Annotated in this window: 21 protein-coding genes; 10 read left to right on the top strand and 11 right to left on the bottom strand. The window is 62.4% G+C overall.

Annotated features, from left to right (window positions below; genetic code table 11):
- The first annotated feature begins 247 nt into the window (after positions 1-247).
- Entirely contained in the window at positions 248-742 is a 495-nt protein-coding gene (locus M5B96_RS23855; RefSeq protein WP_248799457.1) for a GreA/GreB family elongation factor, read from the top strand.
- Between the two features lie 288 nt (positions 743-1,030).
- Here the strand turns inward: M5B96_RS23855 and ettA are convergent, their stop codons facing one another.
- Positions 1,031-2,695 (bottom strand): energy-dependent translational throttle protein EttA, encoded by a 1,665-nt coding sequence (gene ettA / locus M5B96_RS23850; protein ID WP_248799456.1) that lies wholly within the window; start codon positions 2,693-2,695, stop codon positions 1,031-1,033.
- Positions 2,696-2,986: 291 nt separating this feature from the next.
- On the opposite strand from ettA, the gene M5B96_RS23845 reads away from it, so the two are divergent.
- From M5B96_RS23845 to M5B96_RS23825, 5 genes are all read left to right on the top strand, one after another.
- Positions 2,987-6,838, top strand: a complete 3,852-nt coding sequence (locus M5B96_RS23845; RefSeq protein ID WP_248799455.1) for a bifunctional diguanylate cyclase/phosphodiesterase — start codon at positions 2,987-2,989, stop codon at positions 6,836-6,838.
- Between the two features lie 143 nt (positions 6,839-6,981).
- Positions 6,982-8,235 carry a serine hydroxymethyltransferase gene (gene glyA, locus M5B96_RS23840; RefSeq protein ID WP_248799454.1) on the top strand — a complete coding sequence of 418 codons (1,254 nt, stop codon included), beginning with the start codon at positions 6,982-6,984 and terminating at the stop codon, positions 8,233-8,235.
- A 384-nt stretch (positions 8,236-8,619) separates the two neighbouring features.
- Entirely contained in the window at positions 8,620-9,933 is a 1,314-nt protein-coding gene (locus tag M5B96_RS23835) for a C4-dicarboxylate transporter DctA (protein WP_248799453.1), read from the top strand.
- 98 nt (positions 9,934-10,031) lie between these two features.
- Positions 10,032-10,745, top strand: a complete 714-nt coding sequence (locus M5B96_RS23830; protein ID WP_248799452.1) for a FadR/GntR family transcriptional regulator — start codon at positions 10,032-10,034, stop codon at positions 10,743-10,745.
- Between the two features lie 23 nt (positions 10,746-10,768).
- Positions 10,769-11,437 (top strand): GntR family transcriptional regulator, encoded by a 669-nt coding sequence (locus tag M5B96_RS23825; RefSeq protein WP_248799451.1) that lies wholly within the window; start codon positions 10,769-10,771, stop codon positions 11,435-11,437.
- A 168-nt stretch (positions 11,438-11,605) separates the two neighbouring features.
- Here the strand turns inward: M5B96_RS23825 and yjiA are convergent, their stop codons facing one another.
- From yjiA to M5B96_RS23810, 3 genes are all read right to left on the bottom strand, one after another.
- Positions 11,606-12,592, bottom strand: coding sequence for a GTPase (gene yjiA, locus M5B96_RS23820; RefSeq protein WP_248799450.1), 987 nt, complete (start codon positions 12,590-12,592; stop codon positions 11,606-11,608).
- A 120-nt stretch (positions 12,593-12,712) separates the two neighbouring features.
- Positions 12,713-12,910: a YbdD/YjiX family protein gene (locus M5B96_RS23815; protein WP_017123431.1), complete on the bottom strand. Its 198-nt coding sequence runs from the start codon at positions 12,908-12,910 to the stop codon at positions 12,713-12,715.
- Between the two features lie 15 nt (positions 12,911-12,925).
- Entirely contained in the window at positions 12,926-14,992 is a 2,067-nt protein-coding gene (locus M5B96_RS23810) for a carbon starvation CstA family protein (RefSeq protein WP_248799449.1), read from the bottom strand.
- A 245-nt stretch (positions 14,993-15,237) separates the two neighbouring features.
- On the opposite strand from M5B96_RS23810, the gene M5B96_RS23805 reads away from it, so the two are divergent.
- The gene (locus tag M5B96_RS23805; protein WP_248799448.1) at positions 15,238-15,606 is read left to right on the top strand and encodes a PilZ domain-containing protein; all 369 of its coding nucleotides are present in this window, start codon (positions 15,238-15,240) and stop codon (positions 15,604-15,606) included.
- Between the two features lie 161 nt (positions 15,607-15,767).
- On the opposite strand, the gene M5B96_RS23800 is transcribed toward M5B96_RS23805, so the two are convergent.
- The 4 genes from M5B96_RS23800 to katB all read right to left on the bottom strand — a co-directional run bounded on the left by M5B96_RS23800 (position 15,768) and on the right by katB (position 20,229).
- Positions 15,768-16,496, bottom strand: a complete 729-nt coding sequence (locus M5B96_RS23800; RefSeq protein ID WP_248799447.1) for a hypothetical protein — start codon at positions 16,494-16,496, stop codon at positions 15,768-15,770.
- Between the two features lie 44 nt (positions 16,497-16,540).
- Entirely contained in the window at positions 16,541-17,908 is a 1,368-nt protein-coding gene (gene radA, locus M5B96_RS23795; protein WP_248799446.1) for a DNA repair protein RadA, read from the bottom strand.
- A 46-nt stretch (positions 17,909-17,954) separates the two neighbouring features.
- Positions 17,955-18,506 (bottom strand): ankyrin repeat domain-containing protein, encoded by a 552-nt coding sequence (locus tag M5B96_RS23790; protein ID WP_248799445.1) that lies wholly within the window; start codon positions 18,504-18,506, stop codon positions 17,955-17,957.
- Positions 18,507-18,687: 181 nt separating this feature from the next.
- A complete protein-coding gene (gene katB / locus M5B96_RS23785) occupies positions 18,688-20,229 on the bottom strand; it encodes a catalase KatB (protein WP_248799444.1) in 1,542 nt (513 codons plus the stop codon).
- Positions 20,230-20,515: 286 nt separating this feature from the next.
- Between katB and mscL the strand changes: the two genes are divergently transcribed.
- The gene (gene mscL / locus M5B96_RS23780; protein ID WP_248799443.1) at positions 20,516-20,929 is read left to right on the top strand and encodes a large-conductance mechanosensitive channel protein MscL; all 414 of its coding nucleotides are present in this window, start codon (positions 20,516-20,518) and stop codon (positions 20,927-20,929) included.
- A 35-nt stretch (positions 20,930-20,964) separates the two neighbouring features.
- Here mscL and M5B96_RS23775 read toward each other — a convergent pair whose 3' ends face one another.
- A complete protein-coding gene (locus M5B96_RS23775) occupies positions 20,965-21,741 on the bottom strand; it encodes a ferredoxin--NADP reductase (RefSeq protein WP_248799442.1) in 777 nt (258 codons plus the stop codon).
- 416 nt (positions 21,742-22,157) lie between these two features.
- Between M5B96_RS23775 and M5B96_RS23770 the strand changes: the two genes are divergently transcribed.
- Complete coding sequence (locus tag M5B96_RS23770; protein WP_248799441.1) at positions 22,158-22,871, top strand: helix-turn-helix transcriptional regulator; 714 nt, start codon at positions 22,158-22,160, stop codon at positions 22,869-22,871.
- A gap of 148 nt (positions 22,872-23,019) precedes the next feature.
- A complete protein-coding gene (locus M5B96_RS23765; RefSeq protein ID WP_248799440.1) occupies positions 23,020-24,144 on the top strand; it encodes a methyltransferase in 1,125 nt (374 codons plus the stop codon).
- Between the two features lie 40 nt (positions 24,145-24,184).
- Here M5B96_RS23765 and M5B96_RS23760 read toward each other — a convergent pair whose 3' ends face one another.
- Positions 24,185-24,352: a DUF2474 domain-containing protein gene (locus tag M5B96_RS23760; RefSeq protein WP_248799439.1), complete on the bottom strand. Its 168-nt coding sequence runs from the start codon at positions 24,350-24,352 to the stop codon at positions 24,185-24,187.
- Positions 24,353-24,441: 89 nt separating this feature from the next.
- On the bottom strand, positions 24,442-25,449 hold the full coding sequence (gene cydB, locus M5B96_RS23755; RefSeq protein WP_248799438.1) for a cytochrome d ubiquinol oxidase subunit II: 1,008 nt from the start codon (positions 25,447-25,449) through the stop codon (positions 24,442-24,444).

The raw sequence follows: 25,449 nt of genomic DNA, 5'->3' as shown, positions 1-25,449 counted from the left end.
ACACCCGGCGTAGAGCGCCCGGTGTCGCATGACCCTACAATAAAAAAGAACGACCGCCGGCCGAAAAATTTACCACCCGGGTTCACAAACCGCTCATTGCCCCCGCTCCAGGCCCGAATCAGCGAACCTTGAGCCCCGCTCGAAAAGCCGACACGGTGCGGATCCAACCACCACAGGTCGCTTACGGATATACCGGCAAACTCAAACCCTGCGAGCATGCACCGATACCCATGCACGGGAGAGCAGCATGAGCCGCGCCTTCGTCAACGAGGACAACGCCGCCGCCCAGGCCGAACAGCCGGTGGAGCGCCAGGTCAGTACCCAGCCCAATTACGTCACCCCACGGGGCCTGGCGCAATTGCACGCGCGTGTCGCGGCGCTACAAGCCGAATACGGCCAGCAAAGCGCCCTGGGCGAGGCGGCCGACAAACAGCGCCAGGCCGATATCGAGCGCGACCTGCGCTACTTCAATCAACGCCTGTCCAGCGCCCAGCTCGCCGCGCCGGCGACCTCCAGCGAGGTGGTGCAGATCGGCAGTCGCGTGACCTTCGCCAACGAACAGGATGAAGAACAACAGGTGCAGTTGGTCGGCGAGGACGAGGCGGATGCCCCTCGCGGTTTGGTCAATTGGGGCTCGCCCCTGGGCCGGGCGTTGCTGGGCGCGCGCCTGGGCGATGAGGTGCTGTGGAAACGACCTGCCGGGGATCAGTCGATCGAGATTGTGCGGATCGAACCGGCTTAGCGGCACGCAATAAAAAACAGAGCCCCGAAGGACATGATGCCATTCCGTTAAGGGCATTTGAGGCGTAGCGCGGTCTTGTGGCGAGCGGGCTCGCCCGCGCTGGGGCGCGAAGCGCCCCTCAAGTCAGTGACTTCATTGTGTCAGGCAGAACGCAGTCGCAGGCTTCAGGGCTGCTTTGCAGCCCAGCGCGGGCAAGCCCGCTCGCCACAAATATCGCTCAGACTCAAGATCGCTCTTAACCGACAGGCGTGAGCCCCGAGGGGCTCCGCTTTTCAACCACCGACCCGATCAGGCCAGTTTCTTGTGCCGTACACGGTGCGGCTGGGCCGCAGCGTCACCGAGACGCTTCTTGCGATCGGCTTCGTACTCGGTGTAGTTGCCTTCGAAGAACACCGCTTGCGAATCGTCTTCATACGCCAGGATGTGCGTGGCCACCCGGTCGAGGAACCAGCGATCGTGGGAGATCACAATCGCCGCGCCCGGGAAGTCCAGCAGGGCTTCTTCCAGGGAACGCAGGGTTTCCACGTCGAGGTCGTTGGACGGTTCGTCGAGCAGCAGGACGTTGCCGCCCTCTTTCAGGGTCAGAGCCAGATGCAAGCGCCCACGCTCACCACCGGACAGGTCCTTGACGAACTTCTGCTGGTCGCCGCCCTTGAAGTTGAAGCGACCGACATAGGTACGCGACGGAATCTCATAGTTGCCGATACGGATCTGGTCGGAACCGTCGGAAATCTGCTGGAACACCGTCTTGCTGCCGTCGAGGTCGTCACGGCTCTGGTCGACACAGGCCAACTGCACGGTTTCACCGACTTCGATGCTACCCGAGTCAGGGGTTTCCTTGCCCATCAGCATGCGGAACAAGGTCGACTTACCGGCACCGTTACCACCGATCACGCCGACAATCGCGCCCTTGGGCATGCTGAACGACAGGTTGTCGATCAACACGCGGTCGCCATAACCCTTGCTGACGTTCTTGAACTCGATGACCTTGTCACCCAGGCGCGGACCGGCCGGGATGTAGATCTCGTTGGTCTCGCTGCGCTTCTGGAATTCCTGCGACTGCATTTCCTCGAAGCGTTGCAGGCGGGCCTTGGATTTCGACTGACGGGCCTTGGCGCCTTTGCGCACCCACTCCAGTTCTTCCTTCATGGCCTTTTCATGGGCCGACTGCTGCTTGGATTCGGCGGCCAGACGATCGGACTTGGCTTCCAGCCAGCCCGAGTAGTTGCCTTCGTACGGGATACCAGCGCCGCGGTCGAGTTCGAGAATCCAGCCGGCGACGTTGTCCAGGAAGTAGCGATCGTGGGTAATCGCCACCACGGTGCCCGGGAAGTCGTGCAGGAAGTGCTCCAGCCAGGCAACGGAATCGGCATCCAGGTGGTTGGTCGGTTCGTCGAGCAGCAGCATGTCCGGGGCCGACAGCAGCAGGCGGCACAGGGCCACGCGACGCTTTTCACCACCGGACAGGTGTTCGACCCTGGCGTCCCAGGCCGGCAGGCGCAGCGCATCGGCGGCGACTTCCAGCTGGCGCTCCAGGTTGTGCCCGTCGCTGGCCTGCAGGATTGCCTCGAGCTTGGCCTGTTCAGCGGCCAGCTTGTCGAAATCGGCGTCCGGGTCGGCATAGGCGGCGTAGACTTCATCCAGGCGCGCCTGGGCGTCCTTGATCACGCTGACTGCTTCCTCGACCACTTCACGCACGGTCTTGCTTGGATCGAGCTGCGGCTCCTGGGGCAGGTAGCCGACATTCAGCTCGGGCATCGGCCGGGCCTCACCGTCGAATTCGGTGTCGACACCTGCCATGATCTTCAGCAAGGTGGATTTACCCGAACCGTTCAAGCCGAGCACGCCGATCTTGGCGCCCGGGAAAAACGACAGGGAGATGTTTTTCAGGATTTCCCGCTTCGGCGGAACAACTTTGCTCAGCCGATGCATGGTAAAGACGTATTGAGCCATGGAGAACCTAGCGTCAGTGACGGATGAATAAAGGCGCGAGCGGTACCCGCAGTGAACAGGCCGTGTGCCAGCCAAGAGGTCAATCCATGGCCGCACCGGTCGATACCCTGAATAGGGAGCGTGAATTGCTGGCGCGTAACCGGTAAAACTACCTGAATGCGGCAGACAGGGCAAACCGCTCGGTCGAACGGGACTGGCACTTTGCCACAACTCAAGGCATGCTAGCCGCCCTTCGGGCGTCCGGCTTATAGTGCATGTCGCGCCAATCCAGCCCAACCGCAGGATCACAGTTTGACCAACGCCAATCCGCCATCGTCCGCGCGCGCAGCCAGCCCTGCGTCATCTCCGCCCCTGCGCGGGACACTCAAAGGCATACTGGCCACGCTGGTGCTGTTCCTGCTCGCCCTGCTGTTTTGGCAACTGATCGATCAATTCCAGCAAACCCGCCAGCTGCAGCGCCAGAACAGCATCGATTCCAGCGCCGACATGGCCGAGCGCGTCAGTTTGAACATGGCGTTGAACGCGCAGATCGCCCTCAATTTACTACCGATCTTCGAGAAACCCAACAACCGTGAAGAACTGCAGGCCCTGCTCGGCCGGGTGCGCGTGTCGATGCCGGACCTGCAGAGCATCGCCCTGCTCGACGACAAGGGCGCGTTGATCAGTGACAGCGCCAGCGACAGCCGCGATGCCGCCTTCCTCGCCGAACAGGTCAAGCACAGCAACCGCAAGCAGGCCTACTACTTCACCAATGACGATCACGGCTCGGCGGTGCACCTGCTGTTGCAGCAGGCCAGCGGCGAGAGCAACGGCTACTGGGTCCTGCGCCTGTCGCCCCGGCTGTTCCAGGATCTCACCCGCCAGGGCAACCCGGAACCGGGCGCGAGCTGGCTGATCGAGAACCGCAACAATCACCTGGTAATCAGCCGTGACGATGACATCGCGCCCACGCCCACGCTGCTGAGCGCCGACGAAGAAGCCAACAGCGTACTGGTCGCGCCCCTGTCCAACAGCGACTGGCAACTGCGCGGCCTGTTCGACCCGCGCAAGGTGATCGAAGACCTGCTCCCGGCCCTGATCGGCAAGTGCCTGCTGGGCCTGGGCTTGTCGCTGCTGCCGGTATTGGCGCTGCTCAACATGCGCCGACGCCAGCGCCAGGTCACGGAAGGACGCCGGCGCTACCAGGATATTTTCGAGGGCACCGGCGTTGCACTGTGCGTCCTCGACCTCTCCGGGCTGCCGGGTTTCCTCGAACAGCATCGCCTGCTGGACAGTGAATCGCTCAAGCACTGGATCGCCCATGACCCCGAGCACCGCCGGCTGCTGCTGCAGGAACTGCGGGTCACCGAGGTCAACCTGGTGGCCTTGCGCCTGCTCAATGTCGACTGCCGCGAAAGCGCCTGGGGCAGCCTGATCGAAGGTTCGCCGAGCAATGCCGCCGGTATCGGCTACCCGCTGGTCGAAGCACTGCTCAACCACCAGAGCCAGCTGGAGCTGGAGATCAAGCTGACCGACGCCCACGGCCAGGATCAGCATCTGTGGCTGGTGCTGCGACTGCCGGAAGACCCTGGCGACTACCAGGCGGTGATCCTCAGCATCACCGATATCACCAGCCGCAAGCTGATCGAACTGTCGTTGCTGGAGCGCGAGGGCTTCTGGTCCGACGTGGTCCGTACCGTGCCGGATCACCTGTATGTGCAGGATGTGATCAGCCAGCGGATGATCTTCAGCAACCACCACCTGGGCCAGACCCTGGGCTACAACAAGACCGAACTGCACCAGATGGGCGAGTACTTCTGGGAGATCCTGCTGCACCCCGAAGACGCCGAGCACTACCACCGCCTGCGCCAGCAGCAGCGTCATGCCGGTTACAGCCAGTTGCTCCAGTGCCAGTTGCGTTTCCGTCATCGCGACGAACACTGGCGCCACTTCGAGGTCCGCGAACAAGCCCTGGCCCGGGACAAGTACGACCAGGTCACGCGAATCATCGGCGTGGCCAAGGACGTCACCGACCAGATCGAGGCCAGCGAGTCCCTGCGCGACAGCGAGAAACGCTACCGGATGCTCGCAGAAAGCATCAGCGACGTGATTTTCTCCACCGACAGCCAGTTGAACCTGAACTATGTCAGCCCGTCGGTCCAGGCTGTGCTCGGCTACGAAGTCGACTGGGTGTTCCAGCACGGCTGGCAGTCGACCATAGCCAACCCGCAGCAACTCACGGGCATTTACCTGCTGATGGAGCGGGTCAGCAAGGCACTGGACAAGCCCGAGGCCCTGGCCGAGTTGCGCGAGCAGGTGCAGACCCAGCTGTTCCTGTTCGATTGCCTGAAAGCCGACGGACGCAAGATCCCCATCGAACTGCGCCTGGTGCTGGTCTGGGACGAACACGGCGCCTTCGAGGGGATCCTCGGTGTCGGTCGCGACATCAGCCAGCAACGCCGCGCGGAAAAAGACCTGCGCATGGCGGCCACGGTTTTCGAGCACTCGACCTCGGCGATCCTGATCACCGATCCGGCCGGCTACATCGTCCAGGCCAACGAGGCATTCAGCCGGGTCAGCGGCTACGCCGTGGCCGATGTGCTGGACCAACTGCCGAACCTGCTGACCGTCGACAACCAGCAGGAAGCCCACCTGCGTTATGTGCTCAAGCAACTGGAGCAGCACAACACCTGGGAAGGTGAAGTCTGGCTCAAGCGCCGCAATGGCGAGCACTACCCGGCCTGGGTCGGTATCACCGCAGTGCTCGACGATGAAGGCGACCTGGCCAGCTATGTGTGCTTCTTTACCGACATCAGCGAGCGCAAGGCCAGTGAGCAACGGATTCACCGCCTGGCCTACTATGACGCCCTGACCCACCTGCCCAACCGCACCCTGTTCCAGGACCGCCTGCATACCGCGCTGCAACAAGCCGAGCGGCAGAAGTCCTGGGTGGTGCTGATGTTCCTCGACCTGGACCGCTTCAAGCCGATCAACGACTCCCTGGGCCACGCCGCCGGCGACCGCATGCTCAAGGAAATGGCCACCCGCCTGCTGGCCTGCGTGGCCGACGACGACACCGTGGCGCGCATGGGCGGCGACGAGTTCACCCTCCTGCTGCAACCGCGGGCCACCCGGGAAATGGCCTTGAACCGGGCCATCAATGTCGCCGAGCAGATTCTTACCAGCCTGGTGACGCCGTTCGTGCTCGAGGGTCGCGAGTTCTTCGTCACCGCCAGTATCGGCATCGCCCTGAGCCCGCAGGATGGCAGCGAGCTCAGCCAGCTGATGAAAAACGCCGACACCGCGATGTACCACGCCAAGGAACGCGGCAAGAACAACTTCCAGTTCTACCAGGCCGACATGAACGCCAGTGCCCTGGAACGCCTGGAACTGGAAAGCGACCTGCGCCATGCCCTGGAACAGAACGAATTCGTCCTGTATTACCAACCGCAGTTCAGCGGCGACGGCAAACGCCTGACCGGTGCCGAGGCCCTGCTGCGCTGGCGCCATCCACGCCGCGGGCTGGTACCGCCGGCGGACTTCATTCCAGTACTCGAAGAGCTCGGGCTGGTGGTGGACGTCGGTGACTGGGTGCTGGCCGAAGCCTGCCGCCAGCTCAAGGCCTGGCACCTGGCCAAGGTGCGGGTGCCCAAGGTCTCGGTGAATATCTCGGCGCGGCAGTTCTCCGACGGCCAGTTGGGCACGCGGATCGCCAACATTCTCAAGGAGACCGGTGTGTCGCCGGCCTGCCTGGAGCTGGAACTGACCGAAAGTATCCTGATGCGCGAAGTCAGCGAAGCCATGCTGATCCTCGCCGGGCTGAAGAACCTCGGGCTGAGCATCGCCGTGGACGACTTCGGCACCGGTTACTCGTCGCTGAACTACCTCAAGCAGTTCCCCATCGATGTGCTGAAGATCGACCGCACCTTCGTCGACGGCCTGCCGTCGGGCGAGCAGGACGCGCAGATCGCCCGGGCGATCATCGCCATGGCCCACAGCCTGAACCTGGCGGTGATCGCCGAAGGCGTGGAAACCCACGAGCAGCTCGACTTCCTGCGCGAGCATGGCTGCGACGAAGTGCAGGGCTACCTGTTCGGCCGGCCGATGGCGCCCAATCGTTTTGAAGCGCAGTTCAGCAACGATGCGCTGTTCATGTTCGATTGAGCCCCTCTGGCGCCTGGCCAGTTCAGGCGCCACCTATCCCAAATGAGCGCCGCTTATCCGCGACATGACGCCCTTTCATATGCCAGATAAAAGCCATTGGGTTAGAATGGCTTCTTTTCTGCCCCCGATCCTTGAGGACCGCCATGTTCAGCCGTGATTTGACTATTGCCAAGTACGACGCCGATCTCTTTGCCGCCATGGAGCAAGAAGCTCAGCGCCAGGAAGAGCACATCGAGCTGATCGCCTCGGAAAACTACACCAGCCCCGCGGTGATGGAAGCCCAGGGTTCGGTCCTGACCAACAAGTACGCCGAAGGCTATCCAGGCAAGCGTTACTACGGCGGCTGCGAATACGTCGACGTGGTTGAACAGCTGGCCATCGACCGCGCCAAGGAACTGTTCGGCGCCGATTACGCCAACGTCCAGCCGCACGCCGGCTCCCAAGCCAACTCGGCGGTCTACCTGGCCCTGCTGCAAGGCGGCGACACCATCCTGGGCATGAGCCTGGCCCACGGCGGGCACCTGACCCACGGCGCCAGCGTCTCCTCCTCCGGCAAGCTGTACAACGCCGTGCAGTACGGCATCGACGCCAACGGCCTGATCGACTACGACGAAGTCGAGCGCCTGGCGGTCGAGCACAAGCCGAAAATGATCGTCGCCGGTTTCTCCGCCTACTCGCAGATCCTCGACTTCCCACGTTTCCGCGCCATCGCGGACAAAGTCGGCGCCTACCTGTTCGTCGACATGGCCCACGTGGCCGGCCTGGTCGCCGCCGGCGTCTACCCGAACCCGGTACCGTTCGCCGACGTGGTCACCACCACCACCCACAAGACCCTGCGCGGTCCACGGGGCGGCCTGATCCTCGCGCGTGCCAACGCCGAGATCGAGAAGAAGCTCAACTCGGCGGTATTCCCGGGCGCCCAGGGCGGCCCGCTGGAGCACGTGATCGCGGCCAAGGCGATCTGCTTCAAGGAAGCGCTGCAGCCTGAGTTCAAGGTCTACCAGCAACAAGTGGTGAAAAACGCCCAGGCCATGGCCGAAGTGTTTATCGAACGCGGTTTCGACGTGGTTTCCGGTGGCACCAAGAACCACCTGTTCCTGCTCTCGCTGATCAAGCAGGACATCTCCGGCAAAGACGCCGACGCGGCCCTGGGCAAGGCCTTCATCACCGTGAACAAGAACTCGGTGCCGAACGACCCACGCTCGCCGTTCGTCACCTCCGGCCTGCGTTTCGGTACCCCGGCGGTCACCACCCGTGGCTTCAAGGAAACCGAATGCCGCGAACTGGCCGGCTGGATCTGCGACATCCTGGCTGACCTGAACAACGAAGCGGTGATCGACGCCGTTCGCGCGAAGGTCAAGGCCATCTGCGCCAAGCTGCCGGTTTACGGCGCTTAATCAGCCCGTATCCCGCCGCAATAAAAGAGCCCGGTCAGCGATGACCGGGCTTTTTTTCATCTGGAGAAAACTCGCCGTCCGTCGCTCCCGCAGCCAAGCCGTGCCTTTACGGTGGAACACCATTTTGTGGGAGCCGGCTTGCCGGCGATGGCGGTCTTGAGGCTTGCATCGCACTTGCGGGCCTCATCGCCGGCAAGCCAGCTCCTACAGGACCCGCACTACTGGTCAGACCGGTCCAACCAATTTTGCGTAAACCCCTTGTGATTCCGGAAAAACCGAGCGTAGACTGACCGTGCACTGGACATACCGGTAAGACCACAACAATTAAGTTCCGAAGCCGCGGCCCCAGGCCCGGACCAAGGAACGCCGACCAGGATCCTCCCCATGCTCAGATGGTGCTCGCGTTCGATTTTCCTTCAGGTTGTCCTTGGACTGGTGCTCGGCATCATCTGCGGACTCGCCCTTCCCGAATTTTCCGTCCAACTCAAACCCCTGGGCGACGGCTTTATCAAACTGATCAAGATGCTCATCGGATTGATCGTCTTCTGCGTGGTGGTCAGCGGCATCTCCGGTGCCGGCGACCTGAAGAAGGTTGGCCGGATCGGCCTGAAATCGGTGATCTACTTCGAAATCCTGACCACCATCGCTTTGTTGATCGGGCTGATCCTGGCCTTCTCCACCGGCATCGGCAGCGGCGCCAACATTCATCTGGAGCAACTGTCCAAGGTGGCCATGGGCGACCTCGCCGACCGCGGCCAGCACCTTCGCGGGACCACACAGTTCCTGATGGAGCTGATTCCCAACTCGGTAATCGGCGCCTTCGCCGACAACAACATTCTCCAGGTGCTGTTGTTCTCCGTGCTGTTCGGCAGCGCCCTGAACCTGGTGGGTGAATCGGCCGCGGGCATCTCCCGGCTGATCAACGAGCTCAGCCATGTGATCTTCCGCATCATGGGCATGATCGTGCGCCTGGCGCCGCTCGGGGTGTTCGGCGCCATTGCCTTCACCACCAGCACCTACGGCCTGGACTCACTGCGCCAACTGGGCAGCCTGGTGGCACTGTTCTACGTGACCTGCCTGACCTTCGTACTGGTGATCCTCGGCGTGGTGATGCGCCTGTCCGGCCTGCGGATCCTGCCCCTCCTCAAGTACCTGCGCGAAGAACTGCTGATCGTGATGGGCACCGCCTCCTCGGATGCCGTGTTGCCGCAGGTGATGCGCAAGCTCGAACACTTAGGCATAGGCAGCTCGACTGTGGGCCTGGTGATCCCGACCGGGTACTCGTTCAACCTCGACGGTTTCTCGATCTACCTGACCCTGGCCATCGTCTTTATCGCCAACGCCACCGGCACCCCGCTGGCGCTGACGGACCTGCTGACCATCCTCCTGGTGTCGCTGATCACCTCCAAGGGCGCCCACGGTATTCCCGGTTCGGCCCTGGTGATCCTCGCCGCCACCCTGACGGCGATCCCGGCGATCCCGGTGGTCGGGTTGGTCCTGGTGCTGGCGGTCGACTGGTTCATGGGCATTGGCCGGGCGATGACCAACCTGATCGGCAACTGCGTGGCCACCGTGGCCATTGCCCGCTGGGAACAGGACATTGATGTGCAACGCGCCCACAAGGTCCTCGACGGCCAGCAAGGTTATGCCTTTACGCCGAGAAAGCCGACACCACCGGCTCATCAGCAGGAGTTCTGATGCGCAGCGCCCAGGGACGGGCGCCTGCACCGGCCCAGGCAAGCGCAACCATCGCCGGCCGTGGGTCGTGGCCTGACCGTTTTTTCTGGGAGTAAACCGTGATCAGTTCGTCAACCGTCGTCAATTCAGTAGTAGAAAAACTCCGCGCCGCCCTGGCCCGCGGCCAGTGGCGCCACGGTGAGATGCTGCCCGGCCAGCGTGAACTGGCCGAACAACTGGGCATCAGCCGCCCGAGCCTGCGCGAAGCCGTGACCGTACTGGAAACCCTCGGCCTGGTGCGCTCGATGCCGGGCAAAGGGGTGGTGGTGCTCAATGCCGCCCCCAGCGAAACCTCGGCCATCCACAGCGGCGTGGCCGACGCCAGCCTCGAAGATGTGCTGCAACTGCGCTACACCCTGGAGCCGTTTATCGTCGGGCTGGTGGCCCAGTCCATCAGCAGCAAGGAAATCGGCCAGTTGCGCCTGACCCTGATGGACATGCACGAAGCCCTGGAGGCCAACGATAGCGAAGCCGGAATGAACGCCTACATCGCTTTCCATGAAGAACTGTTCGCCCTGACGTCCAACCCGATCTTCCAGAACGTGGTGCAGCAGACCAGCAACGCCCTCAAGCAGAGCGCCGAGGTCCTGCGCAACTCGCCGGAGCACCTGGCCGAACGCCTGCGGGAAAATGAAGCCGTGGTGCGCGCCATCCGCAACAAGAACAGTGCGCTGGCCAGCGCGGAAATGCGTCGGCACATCCTCCAGGAAGGCCGGCGCATGGGCATCGAACTCACCATCCCGGACGACCATCTGGGCAGTACCGAGCAATAACCCACCCGCCAAGGGGAGACCATATGAACAGCGTTGCGACACCCCTGCCCTTCACCGCCCGGCGCCCGCCCGTGCTGCCAAAGGGCCCGGCCTACTGCGCCGAAACCCTCTACGCCCAGGTGTTCGAAGACATTCTCGAGCGGCGGTTTGGCGAGGGTTTGAGTGAAGAAGCCTTGATCCGCGCCTATGGCGCGGGGCGCAGCCAGGTGCGACGCGTGATGACCCGCCTGGTGCGGCAACAGGTCATTCTTGCCCGCCCCAACCAACGAGCCCGGGTCGCCGAACCCGACGCCGAACAGATCCGCCAGACCCTGCAAGCGCGGCGATTGGCGGAGACCAGCGTTATCGAGTTGGTTTGCGCCAGGGCTGGCGGACCCGCTTTCGAGCCGCTCCGCGCGCTGGTTGCCCGAGAACGCCAGTATGCCGAAGCTGGCCGACAGAGCACGGCGACCCGACTGGGCGGCGAGTTTCATCTGGAGTTGGCCAGGCTGGCCGGCAACGTGCCCCTGGCGCACTTTCTCGGCGGGCTGGTGCCGTTGACCGGATTGGCCCTGGCGCAACATTCGGCGCAAGCCGAAGATTGGCGAGTGCGTGAAGCCCTGGTTGCTGCCGTGGAGAACGGCAATGCAGAGCTGGGCGTCGAGTGGCTGACGGAGTATCTGGATCGGCTTGCCGTCTTGCAGTGGTCCTGAGCCTGCCAGAATCTCAGCCGGGAGCCCGCCGCCCCAGTTAAACGCCGCATCGAGTCTGGCCGAGATGTGTGGCGAGCGGGCAAGCCCGCTCGCCACAAGATCACGCTCCGATTCAAGCGGCCTTAACTGAACAGCATCAGGACACGTCCACTCACCACAAGGCTCGCATCAAGCGGCAGCCACCTTCGCAAAGCCTTCGCGAATCTTCTCTTCCGGCAGCTCATCGGCGATAAACACGATCACGCTCTCCCGCGCCGCGCCCTCCTCCCACTCGGTGTCCCAGTCGAAACCGTACAACTTGAGCACCCCCTGGAACACCATGCGCCGCGGCTCCCCGGCAATATTCAGCACGCCCTTGTAGCGCAGCAACTGCTTGCCGTGATCTTCCAGCAGTTCGTTCATGAACTCGCTGAGCTTATCGATATCCAGCGGCTGCTCGGTGCGCAGCACCAGGCTGGAGATGCGGTCGACGGACGGGGCCTTGCCGACCGGGCGCAAACTCAAGCCACCGCCCAGGTCGGCATTGAGATTGAAGCCACGCACATCGAGCAGCTCCGCCAGGTCGATATTGCCGTGCTCGACGATACGGATCGGCGCCCGACGGTTGATCCGCGCCAGCCGTTCGCTCAAGGCGCTAAACGTCGCCTCGTCCACCAGGTCACGCTTGCTCACCAGCAACCGGTCGGCAAAGCCGATCTGCGCCTGGGCGATGGCCTGGGTCAGGTGATGCTCGGCATGGGCGGCGTCCACCAGGGTGATAATACCGTCGAGCAGGTAGCGCTCGCGCAATTCCTCATCGATAAAAAAGGTCTGCGCCACCGGGGCCGGATCGGCCAGGCCGGTGCATTCGATGACCAGGCGGTCGAAGGCGATCTCACCGCTGTCCAGGCGTTCCAGCAGCAGGTACAGGGCCTTGGTCAGATCAGTGTGGATGGTGCAGCAGACGCAGCCGTTGGACAGCGTCATCACCTGCACCGGCTCGCCCCCCAACAGCTGGGTGTCGATTCCGGCGTCGCTGAATTCGTTCTCGATCACGGCGATTTTCAGGCCGTGCTCGGCTTTGAGCAGATGGCGCAACAGCGTGGTTTTGCCGGCACCGAGAAAGCCACTGAGCACAGTGACGGGAATAGGGACTGACAAACGAAGATCTCCCATACGCTAAAAAAATTTGTGGGAGCCGGCTTGCCGGCGATGGCGTCCGCAAGATCGCCATCGCCGGCAAGCCGGCTCCCACAGTGACAGTGTTCAGCCGTGAAGACTCAACATGCCCTCAAGTCAACAGCACTTCGGTCCGCCCTTGCCGCCATAACGGGCTTCCTGGCGCTCCCGGAAGAACGCCTCGTAGGTCATGACCGGCTTGTCAGGATGCTTGTTCTGCATATGCTCGACGTAGGTGTCGTAGTCGGGCATGCCGACCATCAGGCGCGCCGCCTGACCGAGGTACTTACCGAGGCGACTCAGGTCGTTGAACATGGCGGTATTCCTCTTTTACGCTTCAGGCACGGCCTGGAACGGAGTTTCTTTGTCCGTGCGTTCCTTGTTGCCCCAGGCCGAGACACCGACCTTGATGGCATAGAACAGCACACTGAATACCACAAACAGGAAGAGTGCCGTCAAAGCCGCGTTGGTATAGGCATTGAAGATCACGTGCTGCATCTGGTTGATGTCCTTGGCCGGGGCAATCACCTGCCCGGCCTCCAACGCTACGCTGTATTTCTTCGCCAGGGAAAGGAAACCGATGGCCGGATTGGCGTCGAACAGCTTGATGAAGCCGGCGGTGGTGGTACAGATCAGCAACCAGGCGGCCGGCAGCAGGGTCACCCAGATATAGCGCTGGCGTTTCATCTTGATCAGCACCACGGTGCCGAGCATCAGCGCGATACCGGCCAGCATCTGGTTGGAGATACCGAACAGCGGCCACAAGGTGTTGATGCCGCCCAGCGGGTCGATCACGCCCTGGTACAGCAGGTAACCCCACATGGCCACGCAACCGGCGGTGGCGATCAGGTTGGCGGTCCAGGACTCGGTGCGCTTGAGCGCCGGGACGAAGGAGCCGAGCAAATCCTGCAACATGAAACGCCCGGCACGGGTACCGGCATCCACCGCCGTCAGGATAAACAGTGCTTCGAACAGGATCGCGAAGTGGTACCAGAACGCCATGCTGTTCTCACCGGGCAGCACATGGTGGAGGATCTGCGCGATACCGACCGCCAGGGTCGGCGCACCGCCGGCACGGGACAGCACGGTGGTTTCACCGATATCCCTGGCCACGGCCAGCAGGGCGTCAGGAGTGATCGCAAAGCCCCAGCTGCTGACGGTCTGTGCCACCGTCACCACATCACTGCCAACCGCCGCCGCCGGGCTGTTCATGGCGAAGTACACGCCTGGCTCGATCACCGAAGCGGCAACCATCGCCATGATGGCCACGAAGGACTCCATCAGCATGCCGCCGTAACCGATGTAACGGGCGTTGGTTTCCTTGTCCAGCAGCTTGGGCGTGGTCCCGGAGGCAATCAGCGCATGGAAGCCGGAGACCGCACCGCAGGCAATGGTGATGAACAGGAACGGGAACAGACCGCCTTTCCAGACCGGACCGGTACCGTCGACGAATTGGGTCAGCGCCGGCATTTTCAGCACCGGCATGGTGATCAGGATGCCGATCGCCAGGGCGACAATGGTACCGATCTTGAGGAAGGTCGACAGGTAGTCGCGCGGTGCCAGGATCAGCCACACCGGCAACACCGCGGCGACAAAACCGTAGCCGACCAGCATCCAGGTGATCTGTACGCCCGTGAAGCTGAAGGCCTTGGCCCAGACCGGATCGGCGGCGATCTGCCCGCCAAGCCAGATCGAACCGAGCAACAGAAGCACGCCGACAATGGAGATCTCACCGATGCGGCCCGGGCGGATGTAGCGCATGTAGACGCCCATGAACATCGCGATCGGGATGGTCGCCATCACAGTGAAGATGCCCCAGGGGCTCTCGGCCAGGGCCTTGACCACGATCAGCGCGAGCACCGCGAGGATGATGATCATGATCAGGAAGCAGCCGAACAGGGCGATGGTCCCTGGCACCCGGCCCATTTCCTCACGGACCATGTCGCCCAGGGAACGACCGTTGCGCCGGGTGGACAGGAACAGGACGATAAAGTCCTGCACCGCACCGGCCAGCACCACGCCGGCAATCAGCCACAGCGTACCGGGCAGGTAGCCCATCTGCGCCGCCAATACCGGGCCGACCAACGGTCCGGCACCGGCAATGGCGGCGAAGTGGTGACCGAAAAGAATGTGTTTGTTGGTCGGCACATAGTCCAGACCGTCGTTGTTGAGCACCGCCGGCGTGGCCCGATTGGCATCGAGCTGCATGACATTATTGGCGATGAACAGACTGTAGTAACGATAGGCAACCAGATAGATCGCCACGGCGGCGACCACGATCCACAAGGCGTTGATCGCCTCGCCACGGCGCAAGGCCACTACGCCCAGGGCGCACGCTCCAACGATCGCCAGCAGCAGCCAGGGTAAGTGGCGTAGCGGGCTATTATTATTTTTCATTTTTATATTCCAGCCAGGGAGGACAAGAAAGACAGCCATATTGAGTTTAGCGCCTACAGGGCCAAAGGCCATACCCGACATTGCCCGAAAACGGCTTTTTATGCCCTGGCGCAGCAGCTTGCGCTGGACCCCAACGATAGCCCATGCCGGCCCAACTCGTGTGGTATCCGGCTATCCATCGCAAGCCGGCTCGCTCCCCCCGGCTGTGACGTCTATAGTCAGGGGATCCGCACAGGAGCCACGTCATGAGCGACTCGCATTCCAATCGCCGTCAATTCAAGCGCATTGATTTTGACGCCGACACCACCCTCAGCCAGGGCTCTAGCGTCTGGTCGGCGCATCTGATCGACCTTTCGCTCAAGGGATTGCTGCTTCAGCGGCCGGGAAATTGGGACGACAGCCACGAAGGCATCTTCCACATCGATATTCGCCTGGCGGCGAACGCCCATGTCGAAATGGATGCCGAACTGGTGCACCGGGAAAAAAACCATCTGGGTTTCAAGTGCCTGCACATCGGCCTGGAGTCGATCCAGCACCTGCGGCGCCTGATCGAGCTCAACCTCGCCGATGCGGAGGAGCTTGAGCGCGAGCTCGGCGCCCTGATCGAGCTGTAGACCAGACCGCCCCTAGGCCCCCTGCTGCCTGAACGCAGGCTTTTGTGGGAGCGGTGCTTGTCGGACCGCCGCACCGCCGCGAAGGGGACCGCGAGGCGGCTAAAAGCTTCGCGGGCAAGCACCGCTCCCACAAACCACCTTTGACACCCGCGCCTGCAAGCTCAGGGAAACGCCGAGGGCTGCGGAAAATCGCTCTCGGTGTCCCAATACCCCGCCTCTTGCCGCGATGACAATTGCCAGGCGCCGTCCTGGAAGCGATAGGTGCGGTAGGTGGTGACAAACTCCTCGTCCTCGCCCGCCGGCGACGATGACACCTGCTGGATCTGTGCCACACCGTCCGCGCCCGGCGCACCGACCTGCCAGGCGGCCTTGCCGGTCTGGGCCAGGAACAGCGCTTCGCTCTTGCCCTCCGGCGTCCGATAGAGCGTGGTATTGAGCTTGCCCGCGGACGGCATCAGCACTTGGGTAGCCGGACCGCTGTAAGTGCCCATGGGCGCGGTTTCGTCGATGGTCAGGAAAAACGCCGGGGCCGGCAGGCCCACCAACGGTGCTTTCTCGACGCTGGCCAGTGGATAACCCAGGCTTTTGCTCTCCAGCGCCTCACCGGACGCCGCCAGCAAACGCACCTGGGCCTCGACCAGCGGTGTTTTCTCGATATCTGCCGCCAGTAGGTCGTCTTCGAGGTTTTCCGGATCCGCGCCATTGCCCCACAAGTCACGATGCAGATCCGGGCTGATGCGCACGTCCTCGAGAATCTCCAGCACCTGGCCATCATTGATCGGCAGTTGCTGGGCCACGCGATAACCGGCGGGCACCTGCGCCGCCGCTTGCGCCAAAGCGCACCACGCGAGCATTCCCAGCACCAGCACCGCCGAGCCGAAAACTTTCATCCTTTGACTCCCTTCATTAGGTGGATTGATGGATAAAGCGAGCATTATTCGAACAACGCATCCAGGGCCTGCTCCAAGCGCGTGACCGCGATGATCAACAGCCCCGGCGGCGCCTCCTTCGGCGCATTGCCCTTGGGCACGATGGCCCGCTTGAAACCGTGCTTGGCCGCCTCTTTAAGGCGCTCCTGGCCGCTGGGCACCGGTCGCACTTCGCCGGACAGGCCGACCTCGCCAAACACCAGCAAGTCATGCGGCAAGGGCCGATTGCGCAGGCTGGACATGATCGCCGCCAGCAACGCCAGGTCCGAGGCGGTTTCCAGGACCTTGACCCCGCCGACGACGTTGAGGAACACATCCTGGTCATGGGTCGGAATCCCGCCATGCCGGTGCAGGACCGCCAGCAGCATCGCCAGGCGATTCGGATCGAGCCCGAGGGTGACCCGGCGCGGGTTGGCCAGGTGACTGTCGTCCACCAGCGCCTGCACCTCCACCAGCATCGGCCGGGTGCCTTCCCAGGTGGCCATGACCACGCTGCCCGGCACTTCTTCCTGAGCCCGGGTGAGGAAAATCGCCGAAGGGTTGGAGACTTCCTTCAGGCCGCGGTCGGTCATGCCGAACACGCCCAGTTCATTGACCGCGCCGAAACGGTTCTTCACCGCGCGCAACAGGCGCAGGCGGCCATCGGATTCGCCCTCGAAATACAGCACGGTATCGACCATGTGTTCGAGCACCCGCGGTCCGGCCAAGGCACCTTCCTTGGTCACGTGACCGACCAGGAAGATCGCCGTGCCGCTCTGCTTCGCATAACGCACCAGCAAGGCCGCGCTCTCGCGGACTTGGGACACGCCGCCCGGTGCCGATTGCAGTTGCTCGGTGAAGATGGTCTGGATCGAGTCGATCACCATGACCTTGGGCTTTTCCACCCGGGCGGTGGCAATGATGGTTTCGATGCAGGTCTCGGTCATCACCCGCAGCTGGTCCTGGGGCAGGCCCAGGCGGCGGGCACGCATGGCCACCTGCTGTTGCGACTCCTCGCCGGTGACATACAGCGCCGGCATGCGCGCGGCGAGATTGCACAGGGTCTGCAGGAGAATGGTCGACTTGCCGATGCCCGGGTCGCCACCGATCAGCACCACCGAGCCGTCCACCAGACCGCCGCCGAGCACCCGGTCGAGCTCCCCGGAGGCGGTGGAAAAGCGCGGAATTTCCTCGACGCTGACTTCGGCCAGGGTCTTGATCTGTGCCTGTTGCCCGGCCCAGCCGGTGCGACCGCTGGGCGCCGCGGCAGCGCCGCTTTCGACCATCGTTTCGGTCAGGGTGTTCCAGGCCCCGCATTCGCCGCACTGCCCGGCCCACTTGGGAAAGGTCGCGCCGCACTCGGTGCAGCCGTACATGCGCTTGGCCTTGGCCATCTGAACCCCCACGCAAAAACCGCGATGATAGCTCAGCTGGCGCCGATCAGCGCGGCGCCGGTGTACGGATTTCGCCACTGGCCAGGCGCGCGGCGCTATTACCCAAGGGGTCTTCGGCATCGAGGTTGGCGCCCTTGGCCGCCAGTTCGTCGAGCAGGCCGAGACGCTTGAACAGTCCGGCGTACATGGCTGCTGTCTGGCCGGCGCCGTTGCGCTGGTCCGGGTTGCAGTCGCTGGCGAGCAGGCGGCGGGCAATATTCACTTCACCCTTGAAGATCGCGCCCATCAACGCGGTGTTGCCGCGCTTGTCCTGGACACAGGCATTGGCCCCGGCGGCGAGCAGGCGCTCGACGGCGGGGCCTTGGCCATGATAGGCGGCCAGGATCAGCGCGGTGTAACCCTGGACGTCCTGGGTGTCGAGACTGTAGCCGGCGTCTATGAACGTGTTGAGCATCTCGACGTCGCCACGGCGGGCGGCATCGAAGTAGTAATCCTTGAGCTGCGCCTGGAGCGCGACCGGATCGTCGGGAACCGGCGGTTCCTGGGCTGAAACAGAGAACGTGCAGGCGAATAGAAACAGCAAGGCAAAAGTGCGCATGGAGAGACTCCGTTGCGGTGGGAAGCCGGGAAGTGTTTGGTGAGTTCAAGGGCCCCTTCGCGGGCAAGCTCCGCTCCCACCGGATTTGAGTCGTGGGATCTTCCGTGTACGACTCAAAACCTTTGGGAGCGGAGCTTGCCCGCGAAAGGGCCGGCACTGACACAACAACCATCAGGGCTGACTAATCCGCCAGCTTCGCCGCCAACGCCTTGACCCGCGCCAGGTCCCCCTTGGCCACCTTGGTCACCCCCGCGCCATACTCCGGATCAGCCTTGTAGAGAAACGACAGCATGATGTGCTTGCTCTCGTCATCGGTGTCCGCCAGGGAACCGCCGAAGTTCTCGATCAGGTCCTGCTTTTCCTTCTTGCTATAGGAGCGGTACAGATCACCGGCCTGCTTGAAGTTCTGCTCGCGCTGGATCTTCGCCTGCTGGGTGCTGCCGGCCAGGGCCAGCTGGCTGTAGCGGGCCGCCTGCGGTTCTTCGCGGGGCAGCAAGCGGCTGGGCTGGTAGTTCACTCCGGTGCTGCTGTGAGCGCTGTTCATCGCCCCATCCTGGTTGCCGTTGTTGACCGCGACTTTCGGCGCATTGATCGGCAACTGCAGGGCGTTCGGCCCCAGGCGATACATCTGGGTGTCGGCATAGGAGAACACCCGGCCCTGCAACAGCCGGTCCTCGGACGGCTCGATACCCGGCACCAGGTTGGCCGGGGCCATGGCCACCTGCTCGGTTTCCTGGAAGACATTCGCCGGGTTGCGATCCAGGACCATCTGCCCGACCTTGCGCTCAGGCACGCCCGGCCAGATCTTGGTGGCATCCAGCGGGTCGAAGTCGAACTTGCCCAGGTCCTGTGGCGTCAGGACCTGGACATAGAGGTCCCACTTCGGAAAGTCACCCTTGTTGATATGTGCCACCAGGTCGTGGGTCATATGGCTGTAATCCTTGCCCTGGACCTCGACGACGGCCTTGGGGTCGAGGTTGCGAAGCCCTTGCAGGCTCTTCCAGTGAAACTTGACGTAATGCACTTCGCCCTTGGCATTGATCAATTTGTAGGCATGCACGCCATTGCCATCCATCTCCCGATAGCTGGCCGGCGTGCCGGAGTCCGAGTACAGCTCGGTCAGGGTGCGGGTGGCTTCGGGCACATGGGAGAAGAAGTCGAAACGCCGCGAGTCGTCATCGAGATTGCTCCGCGGATCAGGCTTGAAGGCATGCACCATGTCCGGGAATTTGATCGCATCACGAATGAAGAAGGTCGGGAAGTTGTTGCCGACCAGGTCCCAGTTGCCATCGCTGGTATAGAACTTGGTGGCAAAGCCGCGTGGATCGCGCAGGGTCTCGGGCGAGTGGTTACCGTGCACCACCGCGGAGAAACGCACGAACACCGGGGTGGCGCTGCCGGCGGCAAACACCTTGGCCTTGGTCAGGTCGCTCAGGTCATCGGTGACGGTAAAGGTGCCGTGGGCACCGGTCCCCCGCGCATGGACGACGCGCTCCGGGATACGCTCGCGGTCGAAACGCTGGAGTTTCTGGATCAGTTGCACGTCCTGCAGCAACACCGGCCCGCCGGCGCCGGCGGTCTGCGAGTTCTGGTTATCGCCGACCGCGGCACCGTTGTCGCGGGTCAGGGTCGCGGCCTGGACGGACAGGGATAACAGGCTGGCGCTCAAGACGCACAGCACGCGCCTTGACGAAACGACTCCAAGGGCAGGAATGATGTTCATGTCGGACTCCTCTGGTTTTTGTAGGGCGCATTCCGATGCGCTGACCAGAGGCTAGTGACTGACGCGCCGTTCTCTAAATAGAAAAGGCTGAAGAGGTCGATTGAGAAAATAGACGGGCCATCCTCCGCCAAGGCGCGTATTTCGCGCGATTACTGGCACTTTGAAAACTTTTTGCCGGGCCGCCGGTCGATTACACCAGGCGCAGCCGACCCCAAGCCTGCAGCAAGATGCCCGCGGCTCCATTACACTGCGCTTACTCCCCTCATCTGTAACAAGGAATAACGCTATGAGCGTGCTCAGTGAGTTCAAGGCCTTCGCGGTCAAGGGCAATGTAGTCGACATGGCCGTCGGTATCATCATCGGGGCCGCCTTCGGCAAGATCGTTTCGTCGTTTGTCGGCGATGTGGTGATGCCACCGATCGGGCTGCTCATCGGTGGGGTCGATTTCGGCGCCCTGGCCATTACCTTGAAAGCCGCCGACGGCAATGTGCCTGCCGTGGTCCTGGCCTATGGCAAATTCATTCAGACCTGCATCGACTTCATCATCGTCGCCTTCGCCATTTTCATGGGGGTCAAGGCCATTAACCGACTCAAGCGCGAAGAAGCGGTAGCCCCGACCCTGCCACCGGTCCCGACCAAGGAAGAGGAACTGCTGGGCGAGATCCGCGACCTGCTCAAGGCCCAGGCCAACAAGCCCTGAAGCCACACCGCCGGCCCTTGTAGGGGCCCCTGCCCCTACCAGTAATTCTCCACCGCCACCTGCCCGGGGCGTCGGCTCAGACTGAGCTGCAAGCCCCGTTGCTTGAGCAGCGCCCGGGTGTCATCGATCATCTGCGGATTGCCGCACAGCATCACCCGCGAGTGCTCGGGTGACAGCGCCACTCCCGCCAGCCGCTCCAGCTCACCGTTCTCGATCAGTTGGGTAATGCGCCCGTTCAACAGCCCCGGGCAGTGCTCGCGGGTGAGCGTGGCAATGAACTGCAGCTTGTGCGCGTGTTCAGCCAGGTAATCGCGCCCGGCAAGGCCGCCGATCAGTTCCCGATAAGCCAGCTCGGCCGCCTCGCGGGCACTGTAGACCAGGATGATTCGCTCGAAGCGCTCCCAGGCCTCGAAATCCTGCAGGATCGACAGGAACGGCGCAACACCGGTGCCGGTGGCCAGCAACCAGAGGTCACGTCCGCCGACAAAACGGTCCAGGGTCAGGAAGCCGAACGCCTGCTTGTCGACCAGCAGGGTGTCGCCCTCGCGCAGGCGACTCAACTCGCTGGTGAATTCGCCCTCGGGCACCACGATGGAAAAGAACTCGAGGAATTCGTCATGGGGCGAGGACACCATCGAATAGGCGCGCCACACGACACTGCCATCGGCCTTGCTCACCCCGAGACGGGCAAACTGGCCAGCCCGAAAACGAAAGCCGGCATCACGGCTGGCACGCAAGGTGAACAGGCTGGGCGTCAAGGGTTGGACCCCGAGCAGGGTCTGGCGGGTGAACTTCTCGGCGCTGGCGGTCATGACGTTCTCCGTGAGGCAGTGAACGTCAGTGTCGCGCAAAGAGCAGCCGAGAAACACCGATGGTTTGTAGTGGTATAGATTCTCTTAAAACCTGTACATACTCAAACCATATGTACACCCCTCACTAGAAACAATAACTTATATATTCCCCAGCTCGCCCTTTAATACATATTCACACACCGACACTTACACAGCGTGAGGAACGACCACTTCCAGACTAGTCTAGTCCACGGGAACAACATGCGAAATGATAGCAAAACGCCCCTAACTACAGTACAACGGGCGATAACCATGATCTTTTAAAGATTATAAAAATATCGGCCCCAGGCCAAAAAACATCGCCCACCAACGCCGATATTTCCTACACTATTTCCGTCACCTTCGACCGTTACACGCAATCACGGAAGGGCACTTCAATGGAGAACTGGCAGGATAATCAACTGCATCAGCTCATGAGTGAAAAAGAAGAACAGGCAATCTTCAACGCAGTTTTCAATCTGGCCGTGCAAATTGGCTTCACCTACGCATCATTCAGAATGACCACCCTACTTGGAAGCCATCAGACAAACAGCACACACTTCAACAACTACCCAAACGAATGGAACAGATGCTATCAGCGTAACAACTACCAAACGATCGATCCGTTGGTTTTCCACTGTCATCGTTCGGTGTTCCCGATCCTCTGGTCCCCGGAGGTCTTTCAATCCACCCCAACACTCTGGAGAGACATGCAGGAGCATGGGTTGAGACAAGGATGCTCACAGTCAGTCCATGACGTTCGCGGCATCGTCAGCACCTTGAGTCTGGCGCGCAATTCGGTCCCGATTACCACCGATGAGTTCTACAGCAAGGCCGGGCAAGTCCTCTGGCTGTGCAACTGGCTGCATTCCGCGCTGGCAGACAAGCTGCTGCCAACCCAGAGGTCGGACAACAGCTACCCGTTGTCGCCGCGCGAAGCCGAGATCATGAAGTGGACCGCGGAAGGCAAGACCGCCTCCGAGATTGCCGACATTCTCCACCTGACAACGCGCACCGTGGGCTTTCACATGAGCACCATCATGAGGAAGTTCGGGGTCAACAACAAAGCGTCCGCCGTCTTGTGTGCCGCCAAATCAGGGCTGCTTTTCTGAACGAGCAAGGACCGCACCCGGCAGAGGGATCTGCCATCAGAAGAAACAGGCAATCCGCGACAAACCCACGTAAAATCCTTCGATCTTCAATTCCCGCTTGTCCTGTCCCAACCCGTGACGAGGCAACATCGACGCTCCAGAGCCCCCCATGCCCCTGCTAGAAAGCCCGTTTGCCCGACTCGACCTGATCCGCCAGCCCGAACAACAGAACGAGCCGCTGCAAGCCTTCGATGCCGCGGATGAATACCTGCTCGCGCACCTGGCCGAACAGGGCGTGTCGGCCGAGACCCGGGTGCTGGTGCTCAACGACAGCTTCGGGGGCCTGGCCAGCAGCCTGGCCGGGCATGTCCGGGTAACCAGCAGCGGCGACTCGTTCCTTGGGGCCCTGGCGTTGGAGAAAAACCTGGTACGCAACGGCCAGGCCTTCGACGCGGTGCCTCACGTCCCCGCCAGTGAGGCCTGGGTCGGGCCATTCGACCGGGTGCTGATCCGGGTGCCGAAAACCCTCGCCCTGCTGGAAGAACAGCTGATTCGCCTGCAAGGTCAGTTGGCCCCGGGTGCCCGAGTGATCGCCAGCGCCATGATCAAACACCTGCCCAGGGCCGCCGGCGATCTGCTGGAGCGCTATATCGGCCCCGTGCAGGCCTCCCTGGCGGTGAAGAAGGCGCGTCTGCTGATCGCCACGCCAGCGGCACGGGAAGCGGCCGTATCGCCTTACCCGACACGCTACCGGCTCGACGAACCGGCCATCGAGCTGCTCAACCACGCCAATGTGTTCTGCCGCGAAGGCCTGGACATCGGCACCCGGGCCTTCCTGCCGCACCTGCCCGGCAACCTGGGCAGCGCGCAGGTCGCGGACCTGGGTTGCGGCAACGGCGTGCTGGCGATCGCCAGCGCGCTGCAAAATCCCCAAGCCCACTACACGCTGGTGGACGAATCCTTCATGGCCGTGCAATCGGCGCGGGAGAACTGGCAAGCGGCGCTGGGCGAACGCGAGGCGGTGATCAGGGCAGGTGACGGCCTGGCCGGGCAAGCGCCGCAGTCGTTGGATGTGGTGTTGTGCAACCCGCCATTCCACCAGCAGCAGGTGGTCGGCGATTTCCTCGCCTGGCGGATGTTCCAGCAGGCCCGCGAAGCGTTGGTGGTCGGCGGTGCGCTGTATATCGTCGGCAACCGCCACCTGGGTTATCACAGCAAGCTGGCACGTTTGTTCCGTGGTGTCGAACAAGTGGCGGCGACACCCAAGTTCGTGATTCTCAAGGCACGCAAGTAACCACAACCCACCGCTCCCACAGGCCTCTAAAAAGTCCAGCCTAGTGTGTGGTCAACCCAGCCGCACTCATGAACAACCGCATCAGGCTGGCGACCACGAACAGCGCCAGCACACTGCCCGTCCAGATGATCACCAGCCAGCCGATACGTTGCCAGAGCGGTTTCTTTTCCGCCGCTTCGATCTCGTGCAAAGAAGGTTTGCCTGCCATGAGCCCAATCCTCGTCGTTCAAGCACGATGGCGTAGCCAAGCACGCCATCGTCAACCCGCCCGCCCCTGCACGGAGCGGGCAGTGCGCCCTAGTGATAACCGTCCTCGTGAGTCACCTTGCCGCGGAACACGTAGTAGCTCCAGAAGGTGTAGCCCAGGATGAACGGGATGATGAACAGCGTTCCCACCAGCATGAAGCCCTGGCTTTGCGGCGGCGCGGCGGCGTCCCAGATCGAGATCGACGGCGGCACGATATGCGGCCACAGGCTGATGCCCAGGCCGCTGTAGCCGAGGAAAATCAGCGCCAGGGTCAGCAGGAACGGCGTGTAGTGGGCATTGCGCGCCACCGCCCGGAGCAAACCGTACAGCGTCACCAGCACCAGGATCGGTACCGGCAGGAACCAGAACAGGTTCGGCAGGGTGAACCAGCGTGCGGCGATCTCGGCGTGGGTCAGCGGGGTCCAGATACTGACCACCCCGATCACCGCCAACACCACATAGGCCAGGGGCCGCGCCAGGTCGTGCATCTGCTCCTGCAACCTGCCCTCGGTCTTCATGATCAGCCAGGTACAGCCGAGCAAGGCATAGGCCACCACCAACGCCACGCCACAGAACAGCGTGAAGGGCGTCAGCCAGTCCAGCGAGCCGCCGGCGAACTGGCGGTCGACCACCGGAATGCCATCGATGAAGGCCCCCAGCGCGACACCCTGGAAAAAGGTCGCGGTCAGCGAGCCGCCGATAAACGCCTTGTCCCAGATATGCCGCTTGTGCTCCTTGGCCTTGAAACGGAACTCGAAGGCCACGCCGCGGAAGATCAGTCCGACCAGCATCAGGACCAACGGCAGGTAGAGCGCCGAGAGCACCACCGAATAGGCCAGCGGAAATGCGCCGAACAGGGCCGCGCCACCGAGCACCAGCCAGGTTTCGTTGCCGTCCCAGACCGGCGCGACGGTGTTCATCATCACATCGCGATCGCGATCACCCTTGACGAAGGGGAAGAGAATGCCGATCCCCAGGTCGAAGCCATCCATGACCACGTACATCATGATGCCGAAGATGATGATCACGGCCCAGATCAGCGGAAGATCAATACCCAT

The sequence above is a fragment of the Pseudomonas sp. MWU13-2105 genome (assembly GCF_023242315.1).
Classification (GTDB): Bacteria; Pseudomonadota; Gammaproteobacteria; order Pseudomonadales; family Pseudomonadaceae; genus Aquipseudomonas.
The sequence above is the reverse complement of the archived record's forward strand: the minus strand, read 5'-3'. Positions and strand labels throughout refer to the sequence as shown.